This is a genomic window from Corynebacterium pyruviciproducens ATCC BAA-1742 (genome assembly GCF_000411375.1).
Taxonomy (GTDB): domain Bacteria; phylum Actinomycetota; class Actinomycetes; order Mycobacteriales; family Mycobacteriaceae; genus Corynebacterium; species Corynebacterium pyruviciproducens.
In genome coordinates, this window is sequence record NZ_KE150446.1 from 1,147,793 (window position 1) to 1,170,264 (window position 22,472).

The following is a 22,472-nucleotide window of genomic DNA, read 5'->3' on the forward strand; positions in this document are numbered from 1 at the left end:
TCGCCCGCCTGTACCCTCACATCGGTATGACACGTAACGCCCAGTCTGCAGGATCTAATGGTCCCATCAACAGCTTTCCACGGGCGCTGACGGGAATCCGTGACTACGGTGACCTTGCTCCGGGCCAAATTTCCACGGACAACGCCGGCCAGCTCATCTGCAAGGATGGGTCGCGCTCAGGCAGGCTGTGTGGGATCCAGATCGCCCGGACACGGGATAACATCTTCCACACTCCAATAACAATCCCCGGAGATTCGGGCGGTGCGGTTTACGATCCGCTATCTGGTCAGGTTCTGGGGACGGTCAGCGGCAGTTGGGGCCCCGTTGACAACACGCAGGCAGCCGATGCCACCCTTCAAGACGCCTACGGCATCCCCGATGGCCAGGTTAACCAGCGCTTCCACCTGGCTCCTTAGCTTCCTGCCCGGCCCCTCACGGTCCCTTCTTGAAGCCTCGGGGTCGTGCCGGGCTTTTCGTCTCCGGATTTCTCAGAACCGTGTGTGGCTTGTCGACGCTCCCCCGCTCGTCCATCCCTCCGCCGCGGTGCGTCGCCGTCAGTAGGGGCAGTTTCTGCGGTCGTGGCGCGCCGCCTAGCGCGGGGAGACGAAGATGTCATTGAGGGAAGCCTCTGACACCGGCACGTCTTTTCCATTCACAGTGAGGTGGGCGATGCCGGCCACGGGGCGCGCCGGCATGTCGATGTGCTGGCCGGGGCGAATGTTGTTATCCGCGAGGTAGCGCAGGAGCTCCGGATCGGAATCACCGATTCGTGCGATATGGATGCTCGTGCCGGGCTCCACCTCGGAGAGCGGGACCGTCGCAGCCTTGGCAATGGTGCCGTCGGCCGCGGGGATCGGGTCCCCGTGCGGGTCGTGGGTGGGGTGGCCAAGGTGGGCGTCGAGACGCTCAAGGAAGCGATCGGTGACAGCGTGCTCGAGCACGTCGGCCTCCTCGTACACCTCGTCCCAGCTGTAGCCGAGGGTCTCCACGAGGAAGGTCTCCAGCACGCGGTGGCGGCGCGCCATGGCGAGAGCGATGCGGCGCCCGTCCTCGGTGAGGGAGATCCCCTGGTAGCGCTCGTGATTGACAAGGTTTTGCGAGCTTAGCCTCTTAATCGCCTCCGACGCGGTGGACGGCTTCTGCCCCACCACCTCGGCGATCTTTGTCAGCGTTGCGGGAGTGCCCGAGCGCTCCTCGTGATCGTAGATGGCTTTGAGGTAATCCTGGCTTTTGTCGGTGAGGTCTAGTGGGTGCATGGAGGTCACGTCCTTCCGAGTCAAAAAAGCAGGAGTTCTTAGAAAGCGTACTCGATTTTCGACCGGACGGCGACGTGCGAGGGGAGGCCGGACGATGGGGCGTCGACAAGCAAAATTGTGAGGACACCCTTACAAGGCCAGCGTACGGGACCGAATGGCGAGCAGTTTGGAAACCTATCAATTTTTTGTAGCTAATAGGACTATATTGTTGGTACGCTGGGAACGGAACATCACATCTGTGAAGTCGGACAACAAACTGGAAGGAATGCGATGCCCCAACAGGACAAATCTGCAGCCGATAAGGTAGTCGACCGCGGGAAATACCCCGCCACCCCCGGCGCCCACACCACCCTCCGTGGCGGACAGCCGGTGATGAGCGAGAACAAGTCGCTGTCCACCGGCGAGGACGGTGCCATCGTTCTCAACGATATTCACCTGATTGAGAAGCTCGCCGCCTTCGACCGCGAGATGGTGCCGGACCGCATCCCACACGCCAAGGGCCACGGCGCCTTTGGCGAGCTGCACATCACCGAGGACGTGTCGCAGTACACCAAGGCCAAGCTCTTCCAAAAAGGCACCGTCACACCCATGGTCGGCCGCTTTTCCACCGTCGCCGGCGAATCCGGCTCCGCCGATACCGCCCGTGACGTGCACGGGTTTGCCCTCCGCTTCTACACCGAGGACGGCAACTACGATATCGTTGGCAACAACACCCCCGTGTTCTTCCTCCGCGACCCGATGAAGTTCCCCGACTTCATCCACTCGCAGAAGCGCACCCCGGACTCCGGCCTGCAAAGCGCCGACATGCGCTGGGACTTCTGGACCCGTACCCCGGAGACCACCCACCAGGTGACCTACCTCATGGGCGACCGTGGCACCCCGAAGTCCACCCGCAGCCAGAACGGCTACGGCTCCCACACCTTCCAGTGGATCAACGAGAAGGGCGAGCCCGTGTGGGTGCGCTACCATTTCCTTTCCCGCCAGGGCGTGGAGAACTTCACCGACGAGGAAGCCACCGAGATGGCCGGCAAGAACCCGGACTGCCACCGCAAGGACCTGTTCGAGGCGATTGAGCGCGGTGACTACCCCATCTGGGACGTCGCGGTGCAGATCATGCCGTTCGAGGACGCCAAGACGTACCGCTTCAACCCCTTCGACCTGACCAAGGTGTGGTCGCTCAAGGATTACCCGCGCAAGACGATCGGCTACTTCGTGCTCAACCGGAACCCGAAGAACTTCCACGCCCAGATCGAGCAGCTCGCTCTCGACCCGTCCAACCTCGTCCCCGGCGTGGGGCTCTCCCCCGACAAGATGCTCCAGGGCCGCGTGTTTGCCTACGCCGACGAGCAGCGCTACCGCATCGGGCCGAACTACCGCCAGATCCCGGTGAACAAGCCCCTCAACCAGGTTGTCACCTACACGCACAACGGTGCCATGGCGTACGAGTTCTCCGACCCCTCGCAGCCCCCGTACTCCCCCAACAAGTCGGATGTGCTCGCCGGGCTTCTCGACGACGGTGAGACCTCCAGCTCCGTGGAATCCTTCGAGGGCTCCGAGGGCTTCTACGTCAACCCCTACCCGGAGGACGGCGATTTTGCCCGCTACGCCAACAGCAAGCACGCCGAGGACGACGATTTTGTTCAGGCCCGCGACCTGTACCTCAACGTGTACGACGACGCCGCCAAGAAGCGCTTTGTGTCCAACATCGCGGGTGCCATGGATGGCGTGAGCGCCGCCACCGAGAAGCGCGTGTACGAGTACTGGGCCAACGTGGACAAGGACCTGGCAGTCGCCCTGGAAAAGGAATTCACCGAGGGCGTCAAGGACGGCAAGTTTGCCAAGCCCGAATAACCGTCGCTCGTAGCACTGTGACTGCGCGCCCGCGCGCACACTAGGGCACCCAAAAAATCCGCCCCGGAGCCACCGGTTCCGGGGCGGATTTCTAGCTTTATCAGGTGCTTTTCTGTCTAATGGAGCAGCACGTAGGCGACGCGTCTTAGCCGCGCACCCGCTTTTCATACCCCAGCCGCGGGCGGAACTTGGTGGGGTGGCGCAGGTTCACCACAGCGTCGGCGATGAGCAGGCGGAAACGCTGACTCATCTGCGGCAGCTGCGCGACGGAGCACCAGCGCACCTCCGTCGACTCCTCGTCACCGACGAACGGGTTCTCGTTGCCGGTAAGTTCCATCCGGTAGCAGATGTCTATGTAACTGGTGACGTCCCCGTTGGGGTACGTCGTCGGCCCGGACGTGCCGGTGCCGATGATGGCCACCGCCTCGGCGTCCACCCCAGTCTCCTCTTTCACCTCGCGTGCCGCCGTGACGTGGGGGTTCTCACCCGGCTCGGCGATCCCGGTGACGGGGGTCCACGCCCCGTTATCCGCACGCTTGACCAGGAGCACCTGCGGCACCTCCCACACGGCGGCCCCCTCGGGCACGGGCTTGAGCACGATCGCGGTCACGCCGGGCAGAAACAGCGGGTCGTGGCCGATTTTCTTCCTCAGCGTCGTAATGAATTCAGGCGTTGGCATGCCCTCCACCCTACCCGCCGGAAGCCCTAGCGCTCGACCGCGCGGGCCGGCAAGGCGCACGGGACGAGGATGGGTGTGGCACGAGGATCGGTGTGACACAAGGATGGGTTCGACCCCAAAAATGTGCACAACCTGGCATCGATTGCGCTGTGTGACGAGACCCCGCCAGGGTCGCTGCTCCCCCACTTGGATGCCTCCCTCAAGCGTGCGCGAGAACTCAATTCACCCCTAACCTGAGAACGTGTTGCTTCGAGCTGAACCCACCGTGTGAGCGGGATTAGCCCACCGTATAGCGCGCATATACTGCCGATACGCTCGCATTATGTCCGTGGTGAGGTAATGGTTAATGGGGGTTAAGCAAAACCAAAGAGGGATGAGGGACTGTGAAGTAAGTGCGAGGGGTGCCGCTGTGCCGAATCCGTCCGCGATGCGTTTCCGAGTGTACGAGCCTGCCCCTGCGTTGTACGCTGCACTTCGCACTCGCATCCAATAGGTATAAGGTCACATCATATGCCGAACCCTCATGAAGTAGTCACCCGTCGCGCACTCACGGTGTGGCTTGCAGCCATCTTCGTTTACATCATCGCGATCACCGGCCGCACCAGCTTTGGCGTGGCAGGCATGGAGGCCATCGACCGGTTCGAAGTTGACGCCTCCCACATCGCTGTGTTCACGGCCGTCCAGGTGGGCGTCTACGCCCTATCCCAGATCCCCGCGGGGCTCCTCATCGATCGATTCGGCCCGCGCAGGCTGCTCGTGTGCGGCGCGTTCATCATGGCAGTGGGACAGCTTGCCCTCGGCCTGACCACCTCTTACGGCGTCGCCATCGGTGCCCGCGTCCTCATCGGCATGGGAGATGCCACGGCATTCCTGTCCGTCATGAGGATTCTTCCCTACTGGATCCCACTCCACAGGTCGCCGATGTTTACCCAGCTCACCTCGTCACTGGGCCAGGTGGGTCAGTTCCTAAGCGCCGTGCCGTTCCTCGCCCTCCTGCACTGGACGGGGTGGACGCCGGCCTTCGTCACCCTCGGCGCTGTGGGCATCCTCGTCGCGCTCAGCGCGGGAGTGGCCGTATCCGATAGCCCCGAGGCCGATGCCGCACTGAAGGAGCTACGGCGCGCGCGGAAGGATGAGAAGTCCCGCGCCAAGCAGTCCCATGACGCAAGACGTACCGATCGCATGCGTTCCACCATCCGACACACCGGCGGACGGCTCCGCAGGCGTTCGAGCTCCCGCGACGAAAGGGCGCTCTCTCGCCTCCAAGCCGACGAGGAGAAAGGCGCCCGTGGGCTTCGCCTCCACAACACGCTCACCCTTGTCGGCAAGGTAGCTAGGCAGCCCATCGTGTGGCTCGCGTTCCTCATCCACGCGCTGTGCATGAACATCCTCATCACGTTTACGCTGCTGTGGGGCATGCCGATGATGACCCAGGGCATGGGCCTCTCGCCCGCGGTCGCAGGACTCGTCCTCACGGTAAACACCCTGGTGAGCTTTGTCATCGGCCCCTTCCACGGATTTGTTTCCTCGCGGCTTAGGCGCAGGCGTGACATCGCCGCCGTGATTTTTGCCTTCATCTTGGGGCTCACCTGGGTGATTTTCTTTCTTCCCGACGAGCCCCGTGGCATCGTCGCGGTCATCGTTGCGCTGGTCTTCACCTCGGTGCTCGCGCCTGCCTCCAACTACGGCTTCGACTATGTCCGCGAGGATCTCCCCCACAACGTGGTTGCGACGGGCACCGGTTTTGCCAACATGGGTGGCTTCATCTTCGCGATGGTTGCCTCGCAGGGCATGGGCATTCTCCTCGATGTTTCCACGGGTTCCACCACGTACACCTGGGCGGACTTCCGGTTCGGCTGGCACGCCGTGACCGCCACGTGGCTCGTGGGACTCGTTCTTGTAGCAGTGCTACGCACCCACATGTTCCTCGATTCGCGCAAGCACGTACGCCGCCGCCACGTCAGGGTTGTCAACACGGATCGATCCACGGGGCAGAAGGACTCAGCGCCCACCGCGCAAGCGGCCCCTTCCACGCACAGCGACGACACCTCGGCCGCGTCTGACGGTTCATCTTCCGAGTAATCGTCCCTTGGGGCGGTGTCCACGCACCCAACAACGTGCTAATTGTTGAACATCTTACTTCCTCGTAAGAAGATGCACCCTAAACCAATTTCCCCACTGGCCCCTCTCTCATCACCAGTCACTTATGTAATGGAATGAAAGTACGCAATGGTTCAAAAGTTGTACCGCGAGTTTAACGATTCTACAGACAGTTAAGACCATCAACATTCCTGGTTGTGGCCATGAGTAGGAACTCACAGGTGTTGTTAGTCGGACACTTCAGCTACCCCCGCCAATTACCCCTCTTTCATCCGACGTTTAATTGTTTTACCAACCTAAACACAGGTGAACTCACATCGCTCTAACCCCGCCCAACCTTGGGAATTCCCAATAATAGATAAGGGTTTTTAAGGTTTGCACCGGGTGTGAAAACCCCTGGTCATATAACCAACATTTAATTTTCCCGAGACCAACCCTTGCCCGAACTAGGCGGGTGGTCTAAATTTAGCCTCGTTGCCAGCCGACCGTCAGGCAGTGCCGTCATTGCCGTACAGATCCTCGGTTTGGCTTGACCATTCTTTCCTTTCCGATCCGCACATCTCAATAGGAGACGCTATGAAGTTCACCAAGCTCGCGGCTACCATTTCCACCGCAGCTATGGTCGCTGGCCTGTCCACCGTGGCAAGCGCCGCAACCATCTACGACAACTACGATGAGACCGACAAGATCAACCCGGTCTTCCCCATCATCAACACCACGCATGGATCTGACCACATCAAGGCCAATATCCTCAACCCGCACCCGGTGTGCAACCCGTGGGAAGATTACCGCACCGTTCTGTACAAGGCTCACGATACGTTCCTCCCCGTGGGCACCGTGTCCACCACGAACAAAACCGACAAGCCCATCCCGCTGCAGCAGACGACGAGCAAGTCTCAGTCGATCTCCCTCAACGTCAAGGGCGACCGCACGATGACCGCCAGCATGAACCTCGGCGGTTCCTACAGCAAGGACGGTGGCCAGGGCTCCACGGGCATCGCTGTCAGCCTTGCTCAGTCCCTCGGCGTCAACGCTTCCTACTCGCTGAGCTGGAACATTGGCCAGAACATTGGACCGTACACGATCGCCCCCGGCCAGACAGGTGAGGCCACCTACGGCTTCCGCATCATCACCATGGACGGCACTCAGCAGTACTGCAAGCCGAACGGCACCTGGTCCACCCCGACCCTGTGGTCCGCCCTCACCCCGATTAAGAACTCGATCGTTGTCAAGACCTACGACACCGCTGGTGGCTCCCACGATGCTGTGATCGACAACAAGATCTCCGGCCGCGAGGACAACAAGGTTGTTCCCGATACCACCACTCCTTCCGTAGAGAAGGAAACCTCCGTCGATGCCGGTGACGTCGTGGGCGACGATTCCGCAGTGGACAAGGACAAGGTTGTCGAGGTTGTCGAGAAGGACGAGACCGTCTCCGGCGCTGAGGCCGAGGGCAAGCTCGCCGACGAGGCTTCCAAGGCTGAAGAAGCCAAGGACTCCACCGATGTTGTTGCAGGTGAGTACGAGCTCACCCCGAGCCTCACCACCGCTAAGGCCGATGGCTTCTCCGGTGCTGTTGCTCTGCGTCTGAAGAACACGGGCACGAAGCGCTACGAGCCTGACTTCCCGTACACCACCTTCCGCATTGAGGTGAAGACCACGGCTCAGCCGGGTGACTACCTCTACGGCGTTGATCGTTTCATGACTCCTGGCTGGTACAACGGTGCTTACACCCGCGACCTCGGCTTCGACCGCGAAACCTCCACCCGTACCTTCGAGGTCACCCTTTCCAACCCGATCGAGGTTGGCGAGGAAGTCCTCATTGCTAACCTCCACTTCGGTGACGGCCTCATGCGCGGGCACCGTATGCACAACACCATCACGGTAACCCAGACTGGTGGCCACAGGGGCGATGCTAACGTCGCAAACCACACCGAGTTCAAGTCCACGGACATCACCACCGATGACTTTGGCAACAAGGTGAAGGGCATCTTCTAAGTTCCTTTTCATCCGCGCTTAACTCGCTGCGGACCCCCAATAGAGGGAAGCAACAGAAATATCTGTTGCTTCCCTCTTCTTATTTTTCCGCCCCACACGCCAAAAACGACATCAGACCTCACCCATTACGGTGAAAGTCACCGAATTTCACGCCCGTTGGAGCGACTTTACCAAATCGTTATTTTTAAAGAAGTTTTCACCTACAACGTGTCTCACCGTAGCCCGCATACGCAACGGTCATACCATTCACTAATTCTCTGAACTTCCCTTTTATCAATAGCTTTTCACGTACATCACATGTGGTACATGTAGTCAATTTTTTATAGGCTGGACTCTTCCCACGGAATGGGATTGAATATTACAAATAGGTTAACTTTCCAGTTTTGCCTGACCTCCGCGTAGCACCTTTTCGGCTTGAGCACGTCATCGCTGCTGAGAGTTCCTTACACTCGGTTTCAGTGCCACAAACGCATGGATGCCATAAACATGACATAGACACAGAGCTTTTTCCCTGACGGTCCATGCAAGGCACAGTCAAAATTTCCGGCTCCAACAGTGGTCGGCTTTTTGAAGAGATTTACATTTAGCCGGCAGCTACCTCGCGTCCAACATTAGGAGACGCTGACAAGCTCGCCTCAGAAAGGAATTCGTACATGGCCGACAAGAGGAACATCCAGGATCTGCTCAACGCCACCGCTTTCGATGCCAAGGGGGAGAAGCTGGGCAAGATCAACAACCTGTTCGTTGATGATAAGACTGGTCAGCCCACCTTCATCGAGGTCGACCATGGCCTGTTTGGCCTGGGCTCCAGCTTGGTTCCGCTTCGCGGCCACCACCTCGAGGGTGACGAGCTCAAGCTCGCTTTTGACAAGGACCTTATCAAGGATGCCCCGGAGATCGACTTCGAAAACCAGCTCACCGCTGCCGACCAGGACCGCATCTACGAGCACTACCGCCTCACCGACGTCCAGGACGTTGAGACCTACGTGACGGATCAGCCCTCCACCCAGGATCACCAGGCCGCTGGCTTCGCTGGTGCCGGTGCCGCTGCAGGTGCTGCAGGCACTGCAGATCACGCACGTCACGAGGAGCACGAGGTCGACCACGCTGAGCGCGATCTGCACGCCCCGGCTGCTGGTGCTTCCAACGACATCATCCTGGAGAAGGAGCGCCTCAATGTTGGTACCGAGCGTGTCGCTACCGGCGAGGCTCGCCTCCGCAAGTACCAGGTAGAGGAGACCGAGACCGTCGAGGTTCCGGTCACCCGCGAAGAGGTCCGCATCGAGCGCACCCCGATTTCTCCTGAGGAGGCCAAGAATTACGTCGGTTCCGACACCGCTGAGGCCACGGTTACCCTCCACGAGGACAAGGTGAACATCAGCAAGGAGTCCATCCCGGTGGAGAAGGTCTCGCTCGGCACCGAGCAGATTCAGGAGACCCGCACCGTGTCTGAGACTGTCAAGCACGATGAGCTCGACACCGACGGAATCAAGGGCTTCGTCGACCCGAACGCTGGGGACAAGTAGTCTTAGCTTTTTCAACCGTCAGCACCCGCACACCGTGCGGGTGCTTTTTTGTTCCCTTCTTGCCCTGCGAGCACAAGCAACTCGCACTAAGATAGCTGGCGTGCACAGGGGGAAATATCGATCCACACGGGGGATCCTCAATTCGAAGAAAGACGCAGGCCTGGCTGTCGTCGCAATGGCGATCACCTACGGCCTGCTTGCGGTGAGCCACCCGCAGGAGGCTCTTCATGCTCCACTCAGCACCATTGGGAGCACGCAGGTGAAGGGCCACCACGAGGTGCAAGCAGCCGACTCGCCCACGCCGTCTCCCACACCGACATCCGCCGAGATAACGCTATCCGCCCGGGGCCCCCTTCGCTCGACGGGCCGGTTGTACCTCGACGGACCGGTGCCGGTATCCACTGCACGCTACTCGCCTACTCCCGTCACCGATCCTCTTGAACCAATCGACCCAGATCCCAACGCGGTGCAGTGGGTGGAAGGGCTCGGCGTTTCGCCCAGCGACGCGGAGCAGGGAACTGTCTTTCTCATCGGGCATTCCTGGTCTGCGGGTTCCTACGCCCTCAACCCGGTCTCCCGATTCGTCACTACTCGGACGGATTTCTCGCCAGGCCAGGGGTCTCGCCTGGTGTCCTCCGGTATCGAGGGGGCAACGCTCACCCTTGAGGATGCCAACCGCGTATCCCGGCGCTGGCGGATTCATTCCAGCTACCTCGTCCCCAAGGACGAGGCGCACAGTGACTCGGGTCTGTTTGATCCTCACGAGCCTGGCCGCCTGGTACTTATCACCTGCGCTATCACGGCAGACAGGGACCTGCACTATAACGTGGTGCTCATCGGTCAGCTCATTCAACCCTGACGGTGCGAGGTGCTGCTGGAACTTCTAGAATGAGTGTAATTACGTCTAGCGAAAGGATGCTTCGTGGGGAAACCGGATGTCCTGCAGGAACTGCTGCGCGCCACCGTGGTCGATAGCCAAGGAAAGAAGGTGGGCAGGGTCCGCGAAGTGTTCGTTGACGATGAAACCAAGGAGCCGAGCTTTGTCGAGGCCTTCCGCGGTTTCCTGCAGATGAAGTCTGCTTTTATCCCGCTTCTTGGATACCGCCTCGATGGCAAGAAGCTGACGGTGAACTATTCCCTTGAGGATATCGATTCGGCCCCATTTGAAACGCTCGGCAGGGGGATGACGGTGGACTTTCAGAACAGCCTCTACGCCCACTACAAGGTGATTGATGCGGCGAATTCGGGCCAGGCAGCGGAGGGGGAAACGCCTGCAGAAACTGAGCAACCCTCCCCCGCACCGGCATCGCCTGAAAGCGAAGACAGCACCAGCGCCACCGACAGTGAACAGGCCAACGGCGAATCGTCGGAGGGCTCCGCAGCTGCAGCAGGATCCGAGGCTGATTCGGAGGTACCTGCCCCCGTCGAGGGAGCTGCAGACGATGAATCTACTCCTGCACAAGCGGGTGGCTCACACAAGTTTGTGAAGTAGGCTAGTCCGCCAAATCGCCAATGATGTAGTTGGCGGAAGCCACGGGGTCATCGAGGAACTCGCGCATGGCGCGAACCATGTCCGTATCCTCGTAGTCCGTCCTGCGGATCCCGTCCTCCTCAATGACGACAATATCGGCACCCGGGACGCCGGCGATGATCGGCGAGTGGGTAGCCACGATGAACTGACTTCCCCTCCTGGCCGCCAGAGCCATGTGCCCCAGCACCGCCATCTGGCTTACCGGCGACAGCCCCGCCTCAGGCTCGTCAAAAATGAACAGGCCGCGGTCCCCCAGGGCATCGGCAAGCACATTCATCACTGTTTCCCCGTGCGAATGGGCGTGCGCCCCCGCGTAGAACATCGAGTGGTCAAGCTTTGTCACCTGCTCGTAGTGAGTTTCTGCACGCAAGAAATAGCCCGCCGTGGGGTTTTCCGGACGGCTCACCCGCAGCGCGGAATGGAGGCCGGAGTGGGTGCTCTCCCCCGTCGTAGTGAAGTTCCTCCGGCCCAAAAAGCCGCCGTCCGGGTTGAAGTGCATGGCCACGGCGATGGCCTCAAGCAGTGTCGACTTACCGGCGCCATTATCGCCGAGGACGTAGGTGACCGGCGCGCGAAACTCCAGCGGGGAGGAAGTCAGCGCCGCGAAAACCGGCAGCTGTAAGACGTAGCCTAGCTCTACCGGGTGGTCACCGTGGAGAGCCGACTCGTCCACCTCAACTTTTCGGATAAACACGCTGCGTCACCATCCTCCCGCCGCGTGGCCCGGAGCTACTTCTTGGGCGGGTTGTTGAGGAGCGTGTCGGTGATCACCTGGCGCACGGCATCCTTCAACGGGCCCGCATCAAACGGCAGTGGCGGGGCAACGTGCCCGTCCCGTGGGGCTTCCCCTTCCGGGCTCGTGGCCCGTGCCGTGTGCGTCCCGCGGGTCACGGCCTTGCTGGGCTCCACGGTCACTGTGAGCGTGGATCCTTGGAGCCGTACGCGCGCGTCGGCGGTGACCCCGGACGAGCGGGCGGCGTCGACAAGCGTGGAAAGATCAGAAAAGTCCGCGTCATCAAGGTTGATAGAAAACGTGAGTGCCATGAGCCCCATTGTAACCGCCCCCGAAAAGGGGTTGCCATGAGTGCGACGTAGCTAACACTTATATATCAATATGTTGCTGAAAACAGCAGGACGCATCGTGCGGTAGGCACTACATGTTGTGTTTCTTACTTTCCACTTATCCATATTTGGTGTCTTATCAACCGTTAGTTCGAGTTACGCCGGTGTAATTATTCGCTTAGAATTCCTAGGTATGACCTCGATGCTCACTGAAACCCACGCCCCCAGCCGCGTCGATATCGACGCCATCTCCACCATCAACGAGTATCTCGACCGCTCGGATTGGCGCGTCAACGCCAACGCCAACCAGGACTTCTCCCTCGGCGGCATGATGCTCAACACCTCCGGCAAGGTAGTGGCCAACTACTGGCTCACCGAGATCTTCTCCGAGGAGGCAAACAGGGCCCACCGCGAGGGCGCCATCCACATCCACGATCTGGACATGCTCTCCGGCTACTGCGCCGGCTGGTCGCTGCGCCAACTCCTCGAGCAGGGCTTTGGCGGCGTGTCCGGCGCCATCAGTTCGCTTCCGCCGAAGCACCTGTCCAGCGCGCTCGGCCAGATGGTCAACTTCCTCGGCACTCTACAAAACGAGTGGGCAGGCGCCCAGGCCTTCTCCAGCTTCGACACCTACCTCGCCCCGTTCGTGCGCCTCGATAACCTCACCTACGACCAGGTTGAGCAGGCAGTGCAGGAGTTCGTGTTCAACTTAAACGTCCCCAGCCGCTGGGGCACGCAGACGCCGTTTACCAACCTCACCTTCGATTGGGTGTGCCCGGCCGATATCGCCGATAACTACCCCTACATCGGCGAGGAGGTGTGCGATTTCACCTACGGTGAGCTGCAGGAAGAAATGGACATGCTGAACCGCGCGTTCATCACCGTTATGATGAACGGCGATGCCGACGGTCGCCCGTTCACTTTCCCCATTCCCACGTACAACATCACCAAGGATTTCCCGTGGGAAGCAGAAAACGCGAAGCTCCTCTTTGAGATGACCGCCCGCTACGGGCTGCCGTACTTCCAAAACTTCATCAACTCCGAGCTGGACCCCGGCATGATCCGCTCCATGTGCTGCCGCCTCCAACTCGACCTGCGCGAACTGCTCAAGCGCGGCAACGGCCTGTTCGGCTCCGCCGAGCTCACCGGTTCTATCGGCGTGGTCACCGTCAACTGCGCCCGCCTCGGCTACCTGCACGCCGGCGACGAGCAGGGGCTCCTTGATGAGCTGGACAAGCTCGTCGCCATCGGTGTGGATACCCTCGAGCGCCGCCGCGCCACCATTGAGAAGCTCCTGGATAAGGGCCTGTTCCCGTACACCAAGCGGTGGATGCCGAGTCTTGATAACCACTTCTCCACCATCGGCGTCAACGGCATGAACGAGATGGTGCGCAACTTTGTCGGTGGTGCCTACGACCTCACGGACCCCAACGGCCACGAGCTTGTCCTGCGGGTGCTGAACCACCTCAACGAGCTCCTCGTCGAGGCGCAGGAATCCACCGGCCACCTGTTCAACCTCGAGGCCACGCCCGCCGAGGGGGCCACGTACCGGTTCGCCCGCGAGGACCGCTCCCGCTACCCGGATATCATCCAGGCCGGCACGCCCGAGGAGCCGTACTACACCAACTCCTCGCAGCTGCCCGTCGCCCACACCCCGGACCCGTTCGCGGCCCTGGCGGAGCAGGAGGACCTGCAGACAAAGTACACCGGCGGCACCGTGCTCCACCTGTACATGGGGGCGGCGATGTCCAGCGGCGAGGCCTGCGCCACCCTCGTGCGACGGGCGCTGACGAACTTCCGCCTGCCGTACATCACCATCACACCCACGTTCTCCATCTGCCCCACCCACGGCTACATCTCCGGCGAGCACCCGCAGTGCCCGGATTGCGGCGAGACCACCGAGGTGTGGACGCGCGTCATGGGCTACTTCCGCCCGGTGAGCTCCTTCAACACGGGCAAGAAGGGCGAGTTCCACGAGCGCGAGTACTTCACGGAGAAGGCTGCCGCGGCCCATGCAGGCTAACTTCCCCATCGCCGGGATCATGCCGTTTTCCGCTACGGACTGGCCCGGCAAGCTCACCGCCTCGGTGTTCACTACGGGCTGCCCGTGGGCGTGCGTGTACTGCCACAACCCGGCGCTCCAGGATCCGTACGGTGAGACCACCGCGACCGTTGATGAGCTGATGGAGCTCCTTGCCAGCCGCGAGGGGCTCCTCGATGCCGTAGTGTTTTCCGGTGGCGAGCCCACCATGCACCGGGGGCTGCCGGTGGTGATCCGCGAGGTGCGCAGGCGGTTCCCGGCTCTCGGGGTAGGCCTCCACACGTGCGGTTACCTCCCCTCGCGCATCCATGAGCTTGTCGACGACCCGACGTCGCGTCCGGACTGGGTGGGATTGGACGTCAAGGCTCTGCCGGAGACCCTGCCGGGCGTGGTCGGGTGCACGCCGGCCGGCGCACGCAACGCGTGGGAAAGCCTCAACTTCCTCGCAGAGGCATCAGCGGCCGGGCTCCTTGAGCTCCAGGTGCGCACCACCGTGTGGCACGGCGGGATCCTTGAGGAGCAGCTGCCTCGCCTCCAAGAAGAGGTCGCCTCACGAGGCCTGGACCTGGTGATCCAGTGGGCGCACGACGTCGATTCCGACGGCCACTACGTGGGCGTATAACGCCCCGGGCAGGCACCCGAGGCACCACTATTTACGGCTCGATGGCAAACTCCGATTCTGACTCGCCCCAGAACACGTTGTCCACCACCCTGCGGGCTCGACGCGTCTTTTTGAGGTAGTTCTCCAGGAACCCGCGCGAATCGTCCGGGTCCCACCCGGCAGCGCCGGCGACGTGCGCCAACGCGGGCCCCGGCGGGGGCAGCTGATCGGTGCGCTTACCGCGCACGAGAACGAGCGCGTTGCGGGCGTTGGTCGCCGTAAGCCAGGCGTCGCGGAGCCTGGTGACGCTCTTTTCATCCAAAATCCCGCACTTTTCAATGGCCTCGAGGCCCTCCAAAGCGGAGGCGGTATGCAGCTCTTGGTATTCGTGGGCGTGCATCATGGTGAGAAGCTGCACCGTCCACTCGATGTCCGTGAGCGCGCCCCGCCCCAGTTTGGTGTGAGTGGTCTTATCCGCGCCGCGTGGCAGGCGTTCCTTATCCACGCGCGCCTTCATCCGTCGCACCTCCCTGATCGTCGCATCATCGATGCCTCCGGAGGGATAGCGGATCGGATCGATGAGCTCGATGAAGGCGCGGCCGACCTCCTCGTCACCGGCGATGTAAGTGGCCCGAAGAAGTGACTGCATTTCCCACGTCTCGCCCCACTTTTCGTAATACGTGGCGTAGCTCGCCAGGGTGCGCACAACGGGCCCGGAGCGGCCCTCGGGGCGTAGCCCCAGGTCGACGTCGAGTGGCGGGTCTCCAGACGGTTTCGCCAGCCTGCGCCGCATCCGGTCGCACACGGCGATCGACCACGTCACCGCCTCGGTATCGGAAACGCCGGGGAGCGGATCGCACACGAATAGGACATCCGCGTCCGACCCGTAGCCGAGCTCCGCGCCGCCGAGGCGTCCCATCCCGATGACCGCGATGCGGGCCTTCGGCTCTCCTGACTCGTCGCCGCGGATCTCCGCCTCAAGTGCAGCGTGGAGTACCGCATCCCACACGATGGACAGCGACCGGCACACATCGCGTACGCCCATCATGCCGAGCAGATCGGCGGCACCGATGCGGGCAAGCTCGGCGCGTCGCAGTGAGCGCGCCACGTTGATGGCCTGTTCGGGCGTGGACTGCCGCCCGGCTGCCGCCACCAAGGCTGTGCTCACGGTGCGGGGGTTGGCGGCGATGAGTTTGGGCTGGTTGGCCCCGTCGCCAAGCAACTTGACGGTGTCGGGTGAGGACAGCAGCAAGTCGGACACGTAGGGAGAGGTGCCGAGGATGTGCATGAGGCGTTGGCCGACCACGCCTTCGTCGCGAAGCAAGCGGAGGAACCAGCTGCGGTCCTCCATCGTTTCGGAGAGCTTGCGGTAGTTGAGGAGCCCTGCGTCGGGATCGGAGGTGGACCCAAGCCACGTCATGAGGCTGGGGAGTAATAGCTGCTGAAGCTTGTGCTTGCGGGAGGTCCCCGAGGCTAGCACCTGAAGGTGCTGGTAGGCACGGTCGGGGAAGTTGTAGTTGAGGGCCGCCAACTGCAGCTTGGCGGCCTCCGGCGACAGCGCGAGCGTGCCGTCGTCGAGGTTAACCACGGAGTTGAGCAGCGGACGGTAGAACAGCTTGGTGTGAATATCAGCGATGGAGTGCTGAGTTTTTCGATACTGCTCCAACAGTTCGGTGGCGGAGCTGTGCCCGCCGGTACCTGTGATCCCCGCGGCCCTGGCAATCCTGCGCAGCGCGTCCACGTCCTGGTGCTTGGGCATGGTGTGCGTGCGACGTAGACGCTGGAGCTGCAGCCGGTGCTCCAAAAGCCGCATGAACTCGTAGTTGGCAATGAGCGCGTGGCCGTCCTCCCGGCCCACGTAGCCGCCCTGGATAAGCGCCTGGAGCGCGTCCACCGTGGATGCGACGCGCAGCGACTCATCCACCCTCCCGTGCACCATCTGGAGCAGCTGGACGGCGAATTCCACGTCGCGCAGCCCGCCCCTGCCCAGCTTGAGCTCACGGGATTTGAGGTCCTCGGGAACGTTGCGGATCACCCGGCTGCGCATGGCTTGCACGTCCTGAACAAAGGAGTCTCGCCGGGACGCCTCCCACACCAGCGGGTGAAGCGCGACGATGTAATCGTTACCCAAAGCCATGTCGCCGGTTTGGGGGCGCGACTTGAGCAGCGCCTGAAATTCCCACGTTTCCGCCCAACGTGCGTAGTAGGCCTTGTGCGATTCGAGCGTGCGAACAAGCGCCCCGTTTTTGCCCTCGGGCCGAAGCGCGGCATCGACGTCAAACAGCGCTTGGGAACCGATGCGGATGAATTCGCTCGCCACACGCGTCGCCTTGGGGGTTGCGGGTTCCGCCACGAACACCACGTCCACGTCGGAGATGTAGTTGAGCTCCCGCGCGCCACACTTACCCAGTGCGATGACGGCAAGCCGGGCGTCGGCCGGGTCCTCGCCCCACACTGTCCCCTGGGCGCACGCGAGGGTGGCGGTGAGCGCCGCGTCGGCGAGGGTGGAGAGCATGGATGTGACGTGCGAATACGTCAGCGGTATGGCCACCGCCCCGGAGTTGGAGCGCACGAGGAACGTGCCGGCCAGGTCAACCGCCGCGATGCGCATGAGCAGGGTGCGATACGCGTGTTTGATGGTTCGGATCGTGTCCCTTCCTTGAAGCGCCGAGCGGTACATTCCCGGCGTATCCAGGTTCTCGGAGGCGCCACACCCTTGGACCGCGCAGTCCGGTCGTGCGTCCACCGCAGAGAGCATGAAGTGCATCATCTCCCCGGGCGTGGGGGCGGGTTTGCCGATCTCCTGCCATAGCTCCGGATGGGCAATGAGGTGATCACCGAGGACCGTCGATGCCCCCAACAGGCCAAAGACGCGCAACCGCAGTTCCGGGTTGATGTGCAGGCTGTGGTTGAACAGCTGCCATTCCTCTTCTGCCACGGCATCCTTGAACCGCAACAAGCCTAGAAGCACCTGATCAGGATCGGCTGCACCGGACATGTCACGCAGCAGGTCGATGTGTTCTGCTTGGTACCAGCCGAGCTCCTCCAGTTCACGCTCCGCAGCAGGCCTTTCAAAGCCGAGCGCCGCCGGGGTGGGCACCGCGTTCCTGGTTGTGCGCGGCGAGTTCTGTTTGTTCGTGGTTGCTCTGGATTCAGTCAACGTGACTCATCTACCTACAGTGGCAGGTTTGTTTCCAGTTCCCATGGCGTGATTTGTGCCTGATAATCACGCATCTCCGCCCACTTCGTGCGGAGGAAGAACTCAAACACCTTTTCTCCAAGCGTGTTTGCTACAAGCTCGGATTTTTCCATCTTTCTCAGTGCCTGATCGAGTGTTTGCGGAAGGTCTGCATAGCCGAGTGCGTGGCGCTCCCTGCGCGTCAGGGCGGCGATATCTTCTTCCGCCGGCTCCCCCAGCTCGTAGCCCTCCTCAATGCCCTTGAGCCCGGCTGCGAGGAGGACGGCGTAGGCGAGGTAGGGGTTACATGCCGAATCCAACGAGCGCACCTCGATTCTCCTCGTCTTCGCCTTCTGTGGGGAATAACCCGGCACGCGGATGAGCGCAGAACGGTTGGACATACCCCACGTTGCTGCCGTTGGTGCCTCAGCACCAAACATGACGCGCTTGTAGGAGTTCACCCACTGGTTTGTCACGGCGGAGATTTCTGGCGCGTGGTGGAGGATGCCGGCAATGAAACGCTTCGCCGTTTCTGAGAGGTAGTACTCGTCGTCCGGGTCGTGGAACGCGTTGTATTCGCCCTCAAAAAGCGACAGGTGCGAGTGCAACCCGCTGCCTGCATATTCCACGAACGGCTTGGGCATGAACGAGGCGTGGACACCATTGCGAAGCGCCACCTGTTTAACCAGGTAGCGCAGCGTCATGATGTTGTCGCTCATGGTGAGCGCATCGGTGTGGCGAAGGTCGATTTCCTGCTGCCCCGGCGCGGTCTCGTGGTGGGAGAACTCGACGGAAATCCCCATCGATTCCAGCGCGCTCATGGCCTCTCGGCGGAAGTTGGGGGCCATGTCGTTTTGCGCCTGGTCGAAGAACCCGCCGAGGTCCGTGGCTTCTGGCCGTTGCCCCTGAGTGTAGATGGTTTTGAGGAGGTAGAACTCCACCTCGGGGTGGACGTGGAAAGTGAAGCCCTGTTCCTCGGCCTTTTTCGTTTGGAATCGAAGAATTTGCCGTGGATCGATCCAGCTCGGCTGCCCGTCGGGGGTGGTGATGTCGCAGAACATTCTGGCGGTGAGCCCAGCTCCATCGTCCCCCTCGAACGGCAGAAGCTGGAACGTGGATGGGTCCGGGCGGGCGAGGGTATCTGCCTCGGCGACGCGGGAGTACCCCTCGATCGCAGACCCGTCAAAGCCGATCCCCTCTGCGAAGGCGCTCTCGATCTCCGCCGGCACCACGACGACGGATTTCAGCATTCCCCACATGTCCGTGAACCACAGTCTGATGTAGCGGATGTCTTGTTCTTCCAGCGTGCGGAGCACGAATTCCTGCGAGCTTGTCATGGTTACCAATCTAGCTTTTGCCGGGTTCACGCACCTCGCCCTGCACTCGCTTTCCACACTCGCGGGGGTAGCTTCATTCCCGTTATTTACCTGGTTAACATACGTGTTCGAAAGAATGGGGGTAATTCGCGTAACTACTGCGTGGTGAAATCTCATCACACCGAGCAAACGTTCGATGGTTTGAAAAAGAAAGGACGCATCCCATGATGCTCTCACCACACCCCACAGCACCCCAGGCCACAGCCTGCGATGAGGAGATAGCCACCTACGACTTCCCTCCGTACACGCCCCAGGCCTCGCACGAGAACCCGGGCGCGCCCGCGCGCCCGTTCACCCGCACTCCCGCCGGCGACGGCTCATCCACCCGCACCTCATCCGACCACTGCTCATCCACCCGTACCTCATCCGCCACTCGCCCAACCACCCACCACGCTTAAAAAGGAGCACCCACATGTCCATTGAATCGTTCGATTCCTACACCGCCACCTTCCTCACTAATGCCGCCGCACGCGGGTGGACGCCCGCAGACCTGCGCCACCACCTCCGCTGCACCAAAGAAAACAACCTCCTCGAATACGCCATGTACCTCGCGGCTCAACAGCTCAGTGAAAGCGTCAACCCGTCGATCCGCTATGCCTGGGCAGTGGACACCCACTTCGTATCACAGCGCAACTTCGTTTCCGAGGACTATCGCAAACTATGGCAGGACATTAAGAACCTCCCCAGCCTCTCAGTCGACTCGCTGCTGTACATGCCGAAAAAGACCGATCCCTCCGATGAGCAAGCCAAAAACAGGGAAAAGATCGCGGCACTGTTGCGCAAAGCCGAGTCAACTCCGTACGAGGAAGAAGCAAGCACCTATATCCACAAGGCAGCAGAACTTCAGCACAAGTACAACATCACCCACGTTTCGGCTGACCTCGATCAGAAGTCCAAGGTGAAGGCCGACAGGCTGTACATTTCGGCCCCGTACGCGAGGGAAAAAGGTGTCCTCCTCAACGCCATCGCTTCCCATTGCAATGTTCAAACCATTGCGCTCACCTCGTCGGGGATCATGTGCCTCGTGGGTTTTCTTGACGATATTGCCTATGTAAAGGACATGTTCGCGAGCTTGGAACGGCAGTGCCTCTATTACATGCACAATTCGCCCAAAGCCCACCTGACGGGCAATAGCGCCGAGACCGCCTCTTTCCGGCGCAGTTTCATCATTGCCTACGCGCTGAGAATCGGCGAGATCCTCCGACAAGCCGAGGAGGAGTCATCGCCCGATCTCACCAAGGCTCAGGAAAAGGCCGTCGCTATCGCGGAAAGCTCGGTCAATAGGATTTTCCGCACCATCTTCCCACACGTGTTCACCCACCGCGTGCAGCCCCACAACGCAAGTGGCTTCAACGAAGGAACCCGGTCCGCGCAAGCATCGCACTTTGGCGGTGATTCGGCGGGGATACGAGGGCTGCGAGCGATCGGCTCGTTATAGGCTCATCTCACCTCGTGGGCTTAAACCTGCTAGAAAAGTGGTATGGGTACACAGAATTTCCTTGAGGTTGAAGCCAAGTTTGCGGTTTCGGACACTCTGCCGGTTCCAGATTTCCGGCAGATTGCCCACGTCGACGAGGTGGATGACACGAATGTCTACCACCTCTCGGCCATCTACTACGACACGGATGATCTCGCACTCACCCGGGCAAAAGTGACATTGCGCCGCCGCACCGGGGGTAAGGATTCGGGGTGGCATCTCAAGCTCCCCTCTGAGCTTGGCCGAGTGGAGGTCCACGCTGATTTCGACCCTGACCAGTCGGGCCCGTTGACCCCGCCGGAGGAAGTTCTTCGCCCCGTGAAAGTGCTCACGCGTAACCGGGACCTTGTGCCCATCGCCCAGGTGGATAATGACCGCCACGAAACGGTTTTGCGCTCGCGCACCGGCACAGAGATGGCGGAGTTTTGCGATGACCACGTCACAGCGTGGTCGCTGCTACCCGGCGGCAGCCGCCAATCATGGCGGGAATGGGAAGTAGAACTCGGTAACGATGTCTCCCGGTCAGAGGTGGGCCAGGAGGTGCTCACCTCCGCCACCCGTCTCCTCATCGTCCACGGGGCTTCGGTTTCCCACAGCCCGTCAAAGCTCGTCATGGCTCTAGGAGATTCGATCAACAACGTCCAATCCTCCACTCCCGTGGCAGAGATTGACGAGGATTCGCCCCTCCACGCAGTTGTCAATGCTTTGGCTGATGGACGCGACCGAATCATCGAGATGGACCCGCAGGTTCGCCGCGATGAGTGGGATTCTGTACACCAGATGCGTGTTGCCACGAGGGAACTGCGCAGCCACATGCAGACCTTCGAGGGAATCATCGTCGGACCGCGGGTAAAGGAGTTGGAGAAAGAACTCAAGCACCTCGCGGGGCTCTTGGGCGTCGCACGCGACGCAGAGGTTGTGGAGGCCCGGTTCAGCGACCTCGTGGATCAGGTGCCCATCGAGATCATCGGGCGAGACACCCGCGCTCACCTGGTTTCCTCGATGTCTGAGACGTACCGCACGGCGCACGATCGGATTGTGGAATACCTCGATTCCGACCGCTACTTCACGCTCCTGCGCAATCTCGACGAGATCATCAAGGACCCACCAACGCCGGCCACGGTTGAACCAGAGAAGGCCGCGGATGAGGAAGCCAGCGCCGCCCCGGCCGATAACTCGGTGCCTGAGGCAGACGAGGATCACGAAACGGGCGAATCCGAATCGAATGATTTTGATGAGTCCACCCCGGAAGGTGTCCTGGCAGCACACCTGGCCAGGGCGTATGACAAACTGCATCGCAGGCATGTCAAGGCAGTAGACGAGTGGGAAGATGACACCCTGCCCCTCGCCCACCGGGAAGCTAACTTCCACAACATGCGCAAGGCGGCCAAGAAGCTTCGCTACTCGGCGGAAGCCGTGGGCAAGGCCACGGATCTCAAGACCAAGAAGCTCTACGATGCCTGCAAGGCAATGCAGACAGTGCTCGGTGATTTCCAGGATTCCGTCACCTCCCGCGAGGTCATCGCGGAAAAAGCCCAAGAGGCACGGGATCACGGGAGGGACACCTTTGGTTACGGTGTCCTCTACCACCTCGAAATGTCGCTCGGGCTCCAGGCGCTGTCTAAGTACCGGGAGGTGGAAAAGGATATCCGCAAGGCCTACCGAAAGCTGGACAAGCAAGTAAGGAAGGCCGAACGCCGGCGGGAAGAGAGGCTGCGCCGAGAGGAGATAGCTTCCGCCGAGGCGGCACCCGATACATCAACCTGGTAAAACAACGATGCCCGTGCACATCGGCA

General features: G+C 61.1%; 18 protein-coding genes. 12 read left to right on the plus strand and 6 right to left on the minus strand.

Going from position 1 to position 22,472, the window contains the following annotated elements; translation table 11 throughout:
- Positions 1 to 26: 26 nt before the first annotated feature.
- Complete coding sequence (locus tag HMPREF1219_RS13050; RefSeq protein ID WP_156823204.1) at positions 27 to 416, plus strand: chymotrypsin family serine protease; 390 nt, start codon at positions 27 to 29, stop codon at positions 414 to 416.
- A 174-nt stretch (positions 417 to 590) separates the two neighbouring features.
- Here HMPREF1219_RS13050 and HMPREF1219_RS04910 read toward each other — a convergent pair whose 3' ends face one another.
- On the minus strand, positions 591 to 1,256 hold the full coding sequence (locus tag HMPREF1219_RS04910; protein ID WP_016457784.1) for a metal-dependent transcriptional regulator: 666 nt from the start codon (positions 1,254 to 1,256) through the stop codon (positions 591 to 593).
- A gap of 270 nt (positions 1,257 to 1,526) precedes the next feature.
- Here HMPREF1219_RS04910 and HMPREF1219_RS04915 point away from each other — a divergent pair, with 270 nt between their 5' ends.
- Entirely contained in the window at positions 1,527 to 3,107 is a 1,581-nt protein-coding gene (locus tag HMPREF1219_RS04915) for a catalase (protein WP_016457785.1), read from the plus strand.
- Positions 3,108 to 3,252: 145 nt separating this feature from the next.
- Here HMPREF1219_RS04915 and HMPREF1219_RS04920 read toward each other — a convergent pair whose 3' ends face one another.
- On the minus strand, positions 3,253 to 3,786 hold the full coding sequence (locus HMPREF1219_RS04920; protein ID WP_016457786.1) for an NUDIX hydrolase: 534 nt from the start codon (positions 3,784 to 3,786) through the stop codon (positions 3,253 to 3,255).
- Between the two features lie 510 nt (positions 3,787 to 4,296).
- On the opposite strand from HMPREF1219_RS04920, the gene HMPREF1219_RS12175 reads away from it, so the two are divergent.
- From HMPREF1219_RS12175 to HMPREF1219_RS12180, 5 genes are all read left to right on the plus strand, one after another.
- On the plus strand, positions 4,297 to 5,868 hold the full coding sequence (locus HMPREF1219_RS12175) for an MFS transporter (protein ID WP_016457787.1): 1,572 nt from the start codon (positions 4,297 to 4,299) through the stop codon (positions 5,866 to 5,868).
- A gap of 594 nt (positions 5,869 to 6,462) precedes the next feature.
- Positions 6,463 to 7,884, plus strand: a complete 1,422-nt coding sequence (locus tag HMPREF1219_RS04930) for a hypothetical protein (protein ID WP_016457788.1) — start codon at positions 6,463 to 6,465, stop codon at positions 7,882 to 7,884.
- A 653-nt stretch (positions 7,885 to 8,537) separates the two neighbouring features.
- On the plus strand, positions 8,538 to 9,410 hold the full coding sequence (locus HMPREF1219_RS04935; protein ID WP_016457789.1) for a PRC and DUF2382 domain-containing protein: 873 nt from the start codon (positions 8,538 to 8,540) through the stop codon (positions 9,408 to 9,410).
- 100 nt (positions 9,411 to 9,510) lie between these two features.
- Positions 9,511 to 10,269 carry a class F sortase gene (locus HMPREF1219_RS04940; RefSeq protein WP_245554394.1) on the plus strand — a complete coding sequence of 253 codons (759 nt, stop codon included), beginning with the start codon at positions 9,511 to 9,513 and terminating at the stop codon, positions 10,267 to 10,269.
- A gap of 63 nt (positions 10,270 to 10,332) precedes the next feature.
- The gene (locus tag HMPREF1219_RS12180; RefSeq protein WP_016457791.1) at positions 10,333 to 10,902 is read left to right on the plus strand and encodes a PRC-barrel domain-containing protein; all 570 of its coding nucleotides are present in this window, start codon (positions 10,333 to 10,335) and stop codon (positions 10,900 to 10,902) included.
- Between the two features lies 1 nt (position 10,903).
- Here HMPREF1219_RS12180 and HMPREF1219_RS04950 read toward each other — a convergent pair whose 3' ends face one another.
- Together HMPREF1219_RS04950 and HMPREF1219_RS04955 are read right to left on the minus strand one after the other, a co-directional pair.
- A complete protein-coding gene (locus HMPREF1219_RS04950; RefSeq protein WP_016457792.1) occupies positions 10,904 to 11,635 on the minus strand; it encodes an AAA family ATPase in 732 nt (243 codons plus the stop codon).
- 35 nt (positions 11,636 to 11,670) lie between these two features.
- Positions 11,671 to 11,985, minus strand: a complete 315-nt coding sequence (locus HMPREF1219_RS04955; protein WP_040427289.1) for a hypothetical protein — start codon at positions 11,983 to 11,985, stop codon at positions 11,671 to 11,673.
- 220 nt (positions 11,986 to 12,205) lie between these two features.
- Between HMPREF1219_RS04955 and HMPREF1219_RS04960 the strand changes: the two genes are divergently transcribed.
- Together HMPREF1219_RS04960 and HMPREF1219_RS04965 are read left to right on the plus strand one after the other, a co-directional pair.
- On the plus strand, positions 12,206 to 14,026 hold the full coding sequence (locus tag HMPREF1219_RS04960; RefSeq protein WP_016457794.1) for a ribonucleoside triphosphate reductase: 1,821 nt from the start codon (positions 12,206 to 12,208) through the stop codon (positions 14,024 to 14,026).
- Positions 14,016 to 14,666 (plus strand): anaerobic ribonucleoside-triphosphate reductase activating protein, encoded by a 651-nt coding sequence (locus HMPREF1219_RS04965; protein WP_016457795.1) that lies wholly within the window; start codon positions 14,016 to 14,018, stop codon positions 14,664 to 14,666. Before HMPREF1219_RS04960 ends, HMPREF1219_RS04965 begins: the two co-directional genes overlap by 11 nt.
- Before the next feature lie 31 nt (positions 14,667 to 14,697).
- Here the strand turns inward: HMPREF1219_RS04965 and HMPREF1219_RS04970 are convergent, their stop codons facing one another.
- Both HMPREF1219_RS04970 and HMPREF1219_RS04975 read right to left on the minus strand, forming a co-directional pair.
- Positions 14,698 to 17,805 carry a bifunctional [glutamine synthetase] adenylyltransferase/[glutamine synthetase]-adenylyl-L-tyrosine phosphorylase gene (locus tag HMPREF1219_RS04970; protein WP_084594650.1) on the minus strand — a complete coding sequence of 1,036 codons (3,108 nt, stop codon included), beginning with the start codon at positions 17,803 to 17,805 and terminating at the stop codon, positions 14,698 to 14,700.
- Between the two features lie 14 nt (positions 17,806 to 17,819).
- Positions 17,820 to 19,160: a glutamine synthetase family protein gene (locus HMPREF1219_RS04975; RefSeq protein ID WP_040426925.1), complete on the minus strand. Its 1,341-nt coding sequence runs from the start codon at positions 19,158 to 19,160 to the stop codon at positions 17,820 to 17,822.
- A 203-nt stretch (positions 19,161 to 19,363) separates the two neighbouring features.
- On the opposite strand from HMPREF1219_RS04975, the gene HMPREF1219_RS04980 reads away from it, so the two are divergent.
- Genes HMPREF1219_RS04980 through HMPREF1219_RS04990 form a run of 3 tightly spaced genes read left to right on the plus strand, consistent with a single transcriptional unit; the run spans position 19,364 to position 22,446 of the window.
- On the plus strand, positions 19,364 to 19,597 hold the full coding sequence (locus tag HMPREF1219_RS04980) for a hypothetical protein (protein ID WP_016457799.1): 234 nt from the start codon (positions 19,364 to 19,366) through the stop codon (positions 19,595 to 19,597).
- Positions 19,598 to 19,611: 14 nt separating this feature from the next.
- Positions 19,612 to 20,637, plus strand: coding sequence for a DUF2786 domain-containing protein (locus HMPREF1219_RS04985; RefSeq protein ID WP_016457800.1), 1,026 nt, complete (start codon positions 19,612 to 19,614; stop codon positions 20,635 to 20,637).
- A 42-nt stretch (positions 20,638 to 20,679) separates the two neighbouring features.
- Positions 20,680 to 22,446, plus strand: a complete 1,767-nt coding sequence (locus HMPREF1219_RS04990; protein WP_016457801.1) for a CYTH and CHAD domain-containing protein — start codon at positions 20,680 to 20,682, stop codon at positions 22,444 to 22,446.
- Positions 22,447 to 22,472: the final 26 nt, after the last annotated feature.

Excerpts from the sequence above, each read along its gene's own strand:
- HMPREF1219_RS13050 (WP_156823204.1), top strand. The coding sequence starts at position 27 with ATGACACGTAACGCCCAGTCTGCAGGATCTAATGGTCCCATCAACAGC.
- HMPREF1219_RS04910 (WP_016457784.1), bottom strand. The coding sequence starts at position 1,256 with ATGCACCCACTAGACCTCACCGACAAAAGCCAGGATTACCTCAAAGCC.
- HMPREF1219_RS04915 (WP_016457785.1), top strand. The coding sequence starts at position 1,527 with ATGCCCCAACAGGACAAATCTGCAGCCGATAAGGTAGTCGACCGCGGG.
- HMPREF1219_RS04920 (WP_016457786.1), bottom strand. The coding sequence starts at position 3,786 with ATGCCAACGCCTGAATTCATTACGACGCTGAGGAAGAAAATCGGCCAC.
- HMPREF1219_RS12175 (WP_016457787.1), top strand. The coding sequence starts at position 4,297 with ATGCCGAACCCTCATGAAGTAGTCACCCGTCGCGCACTCACGGTGTGG.
- HMPREF1219_RS04930 (WP_016457788.1), top strand. The coding sequence starts at position 6,463 with ATGAAGTTCACCAAGCTCGCGGCTACCATTTCCACCGCAGCTATGGTC.
- HMPREF1219_RS04935 (WP_016457789.1), top strand. The coding sequence starts at position 8,538 with ATGGCCGACAAGAGGAACATCCAGGATCTGCTCAACGCCACCGCTTTC.
- HMPREF1219_RS04955 (WP_040427289.1), bottom strand. The coding sequence starts at position 11,985 with ATGGCACTCACGTTTTCTATCAACCTTGATGACGCGGACTTTTCTGAT.
- HMPREF1219_RS04960 (WP_016457794.1), top strand. The coding sequence starts at position 12,206 with ATGCTCACTGAAACCCACGCCCCCAGCCGCGTCGATATCGACGCCATC.
- HMPREF1219_RS04965 (WP_016457795.1), top strand. The coding sequence starts at position 14,016 with ATGCAGGCTAACTTCCCCATCGCCGGGATCATGCCGTTTTCCGCTACG.
- HMPREF1219_RS04975 (WP_040426925.1), bottom strand. The coding sequence starts at position 19,160 with ATGACAAGCTCGCAGGAATTCGTGCTCCGCACGCTGGAAGAACAAGAC.
- HMPREF1219_RS04980 (WP_016457799.1), top strand. The coding sequence starts at position 19,364 with ATGATGCTCTCACCACACCCCACAGCACCCCAGGCCACAGCCTGCGAT.
- HMPREF1219_RS04985 (WP_016457800.1), top strand. The coding sequence starts at position 19,612 with ATGTCCATTGAATCGTTCGATTCCTACACCGCCACCTTCCTCACTAAT.
- HMPREF1219_RS04990 (WP_016457801.1), top strand. The coding sequence starts at position 20,680 with ATGGGTACACAGAATTTCCTTGAGGTTGAAGCCAAGTTTGCGGTTTCG.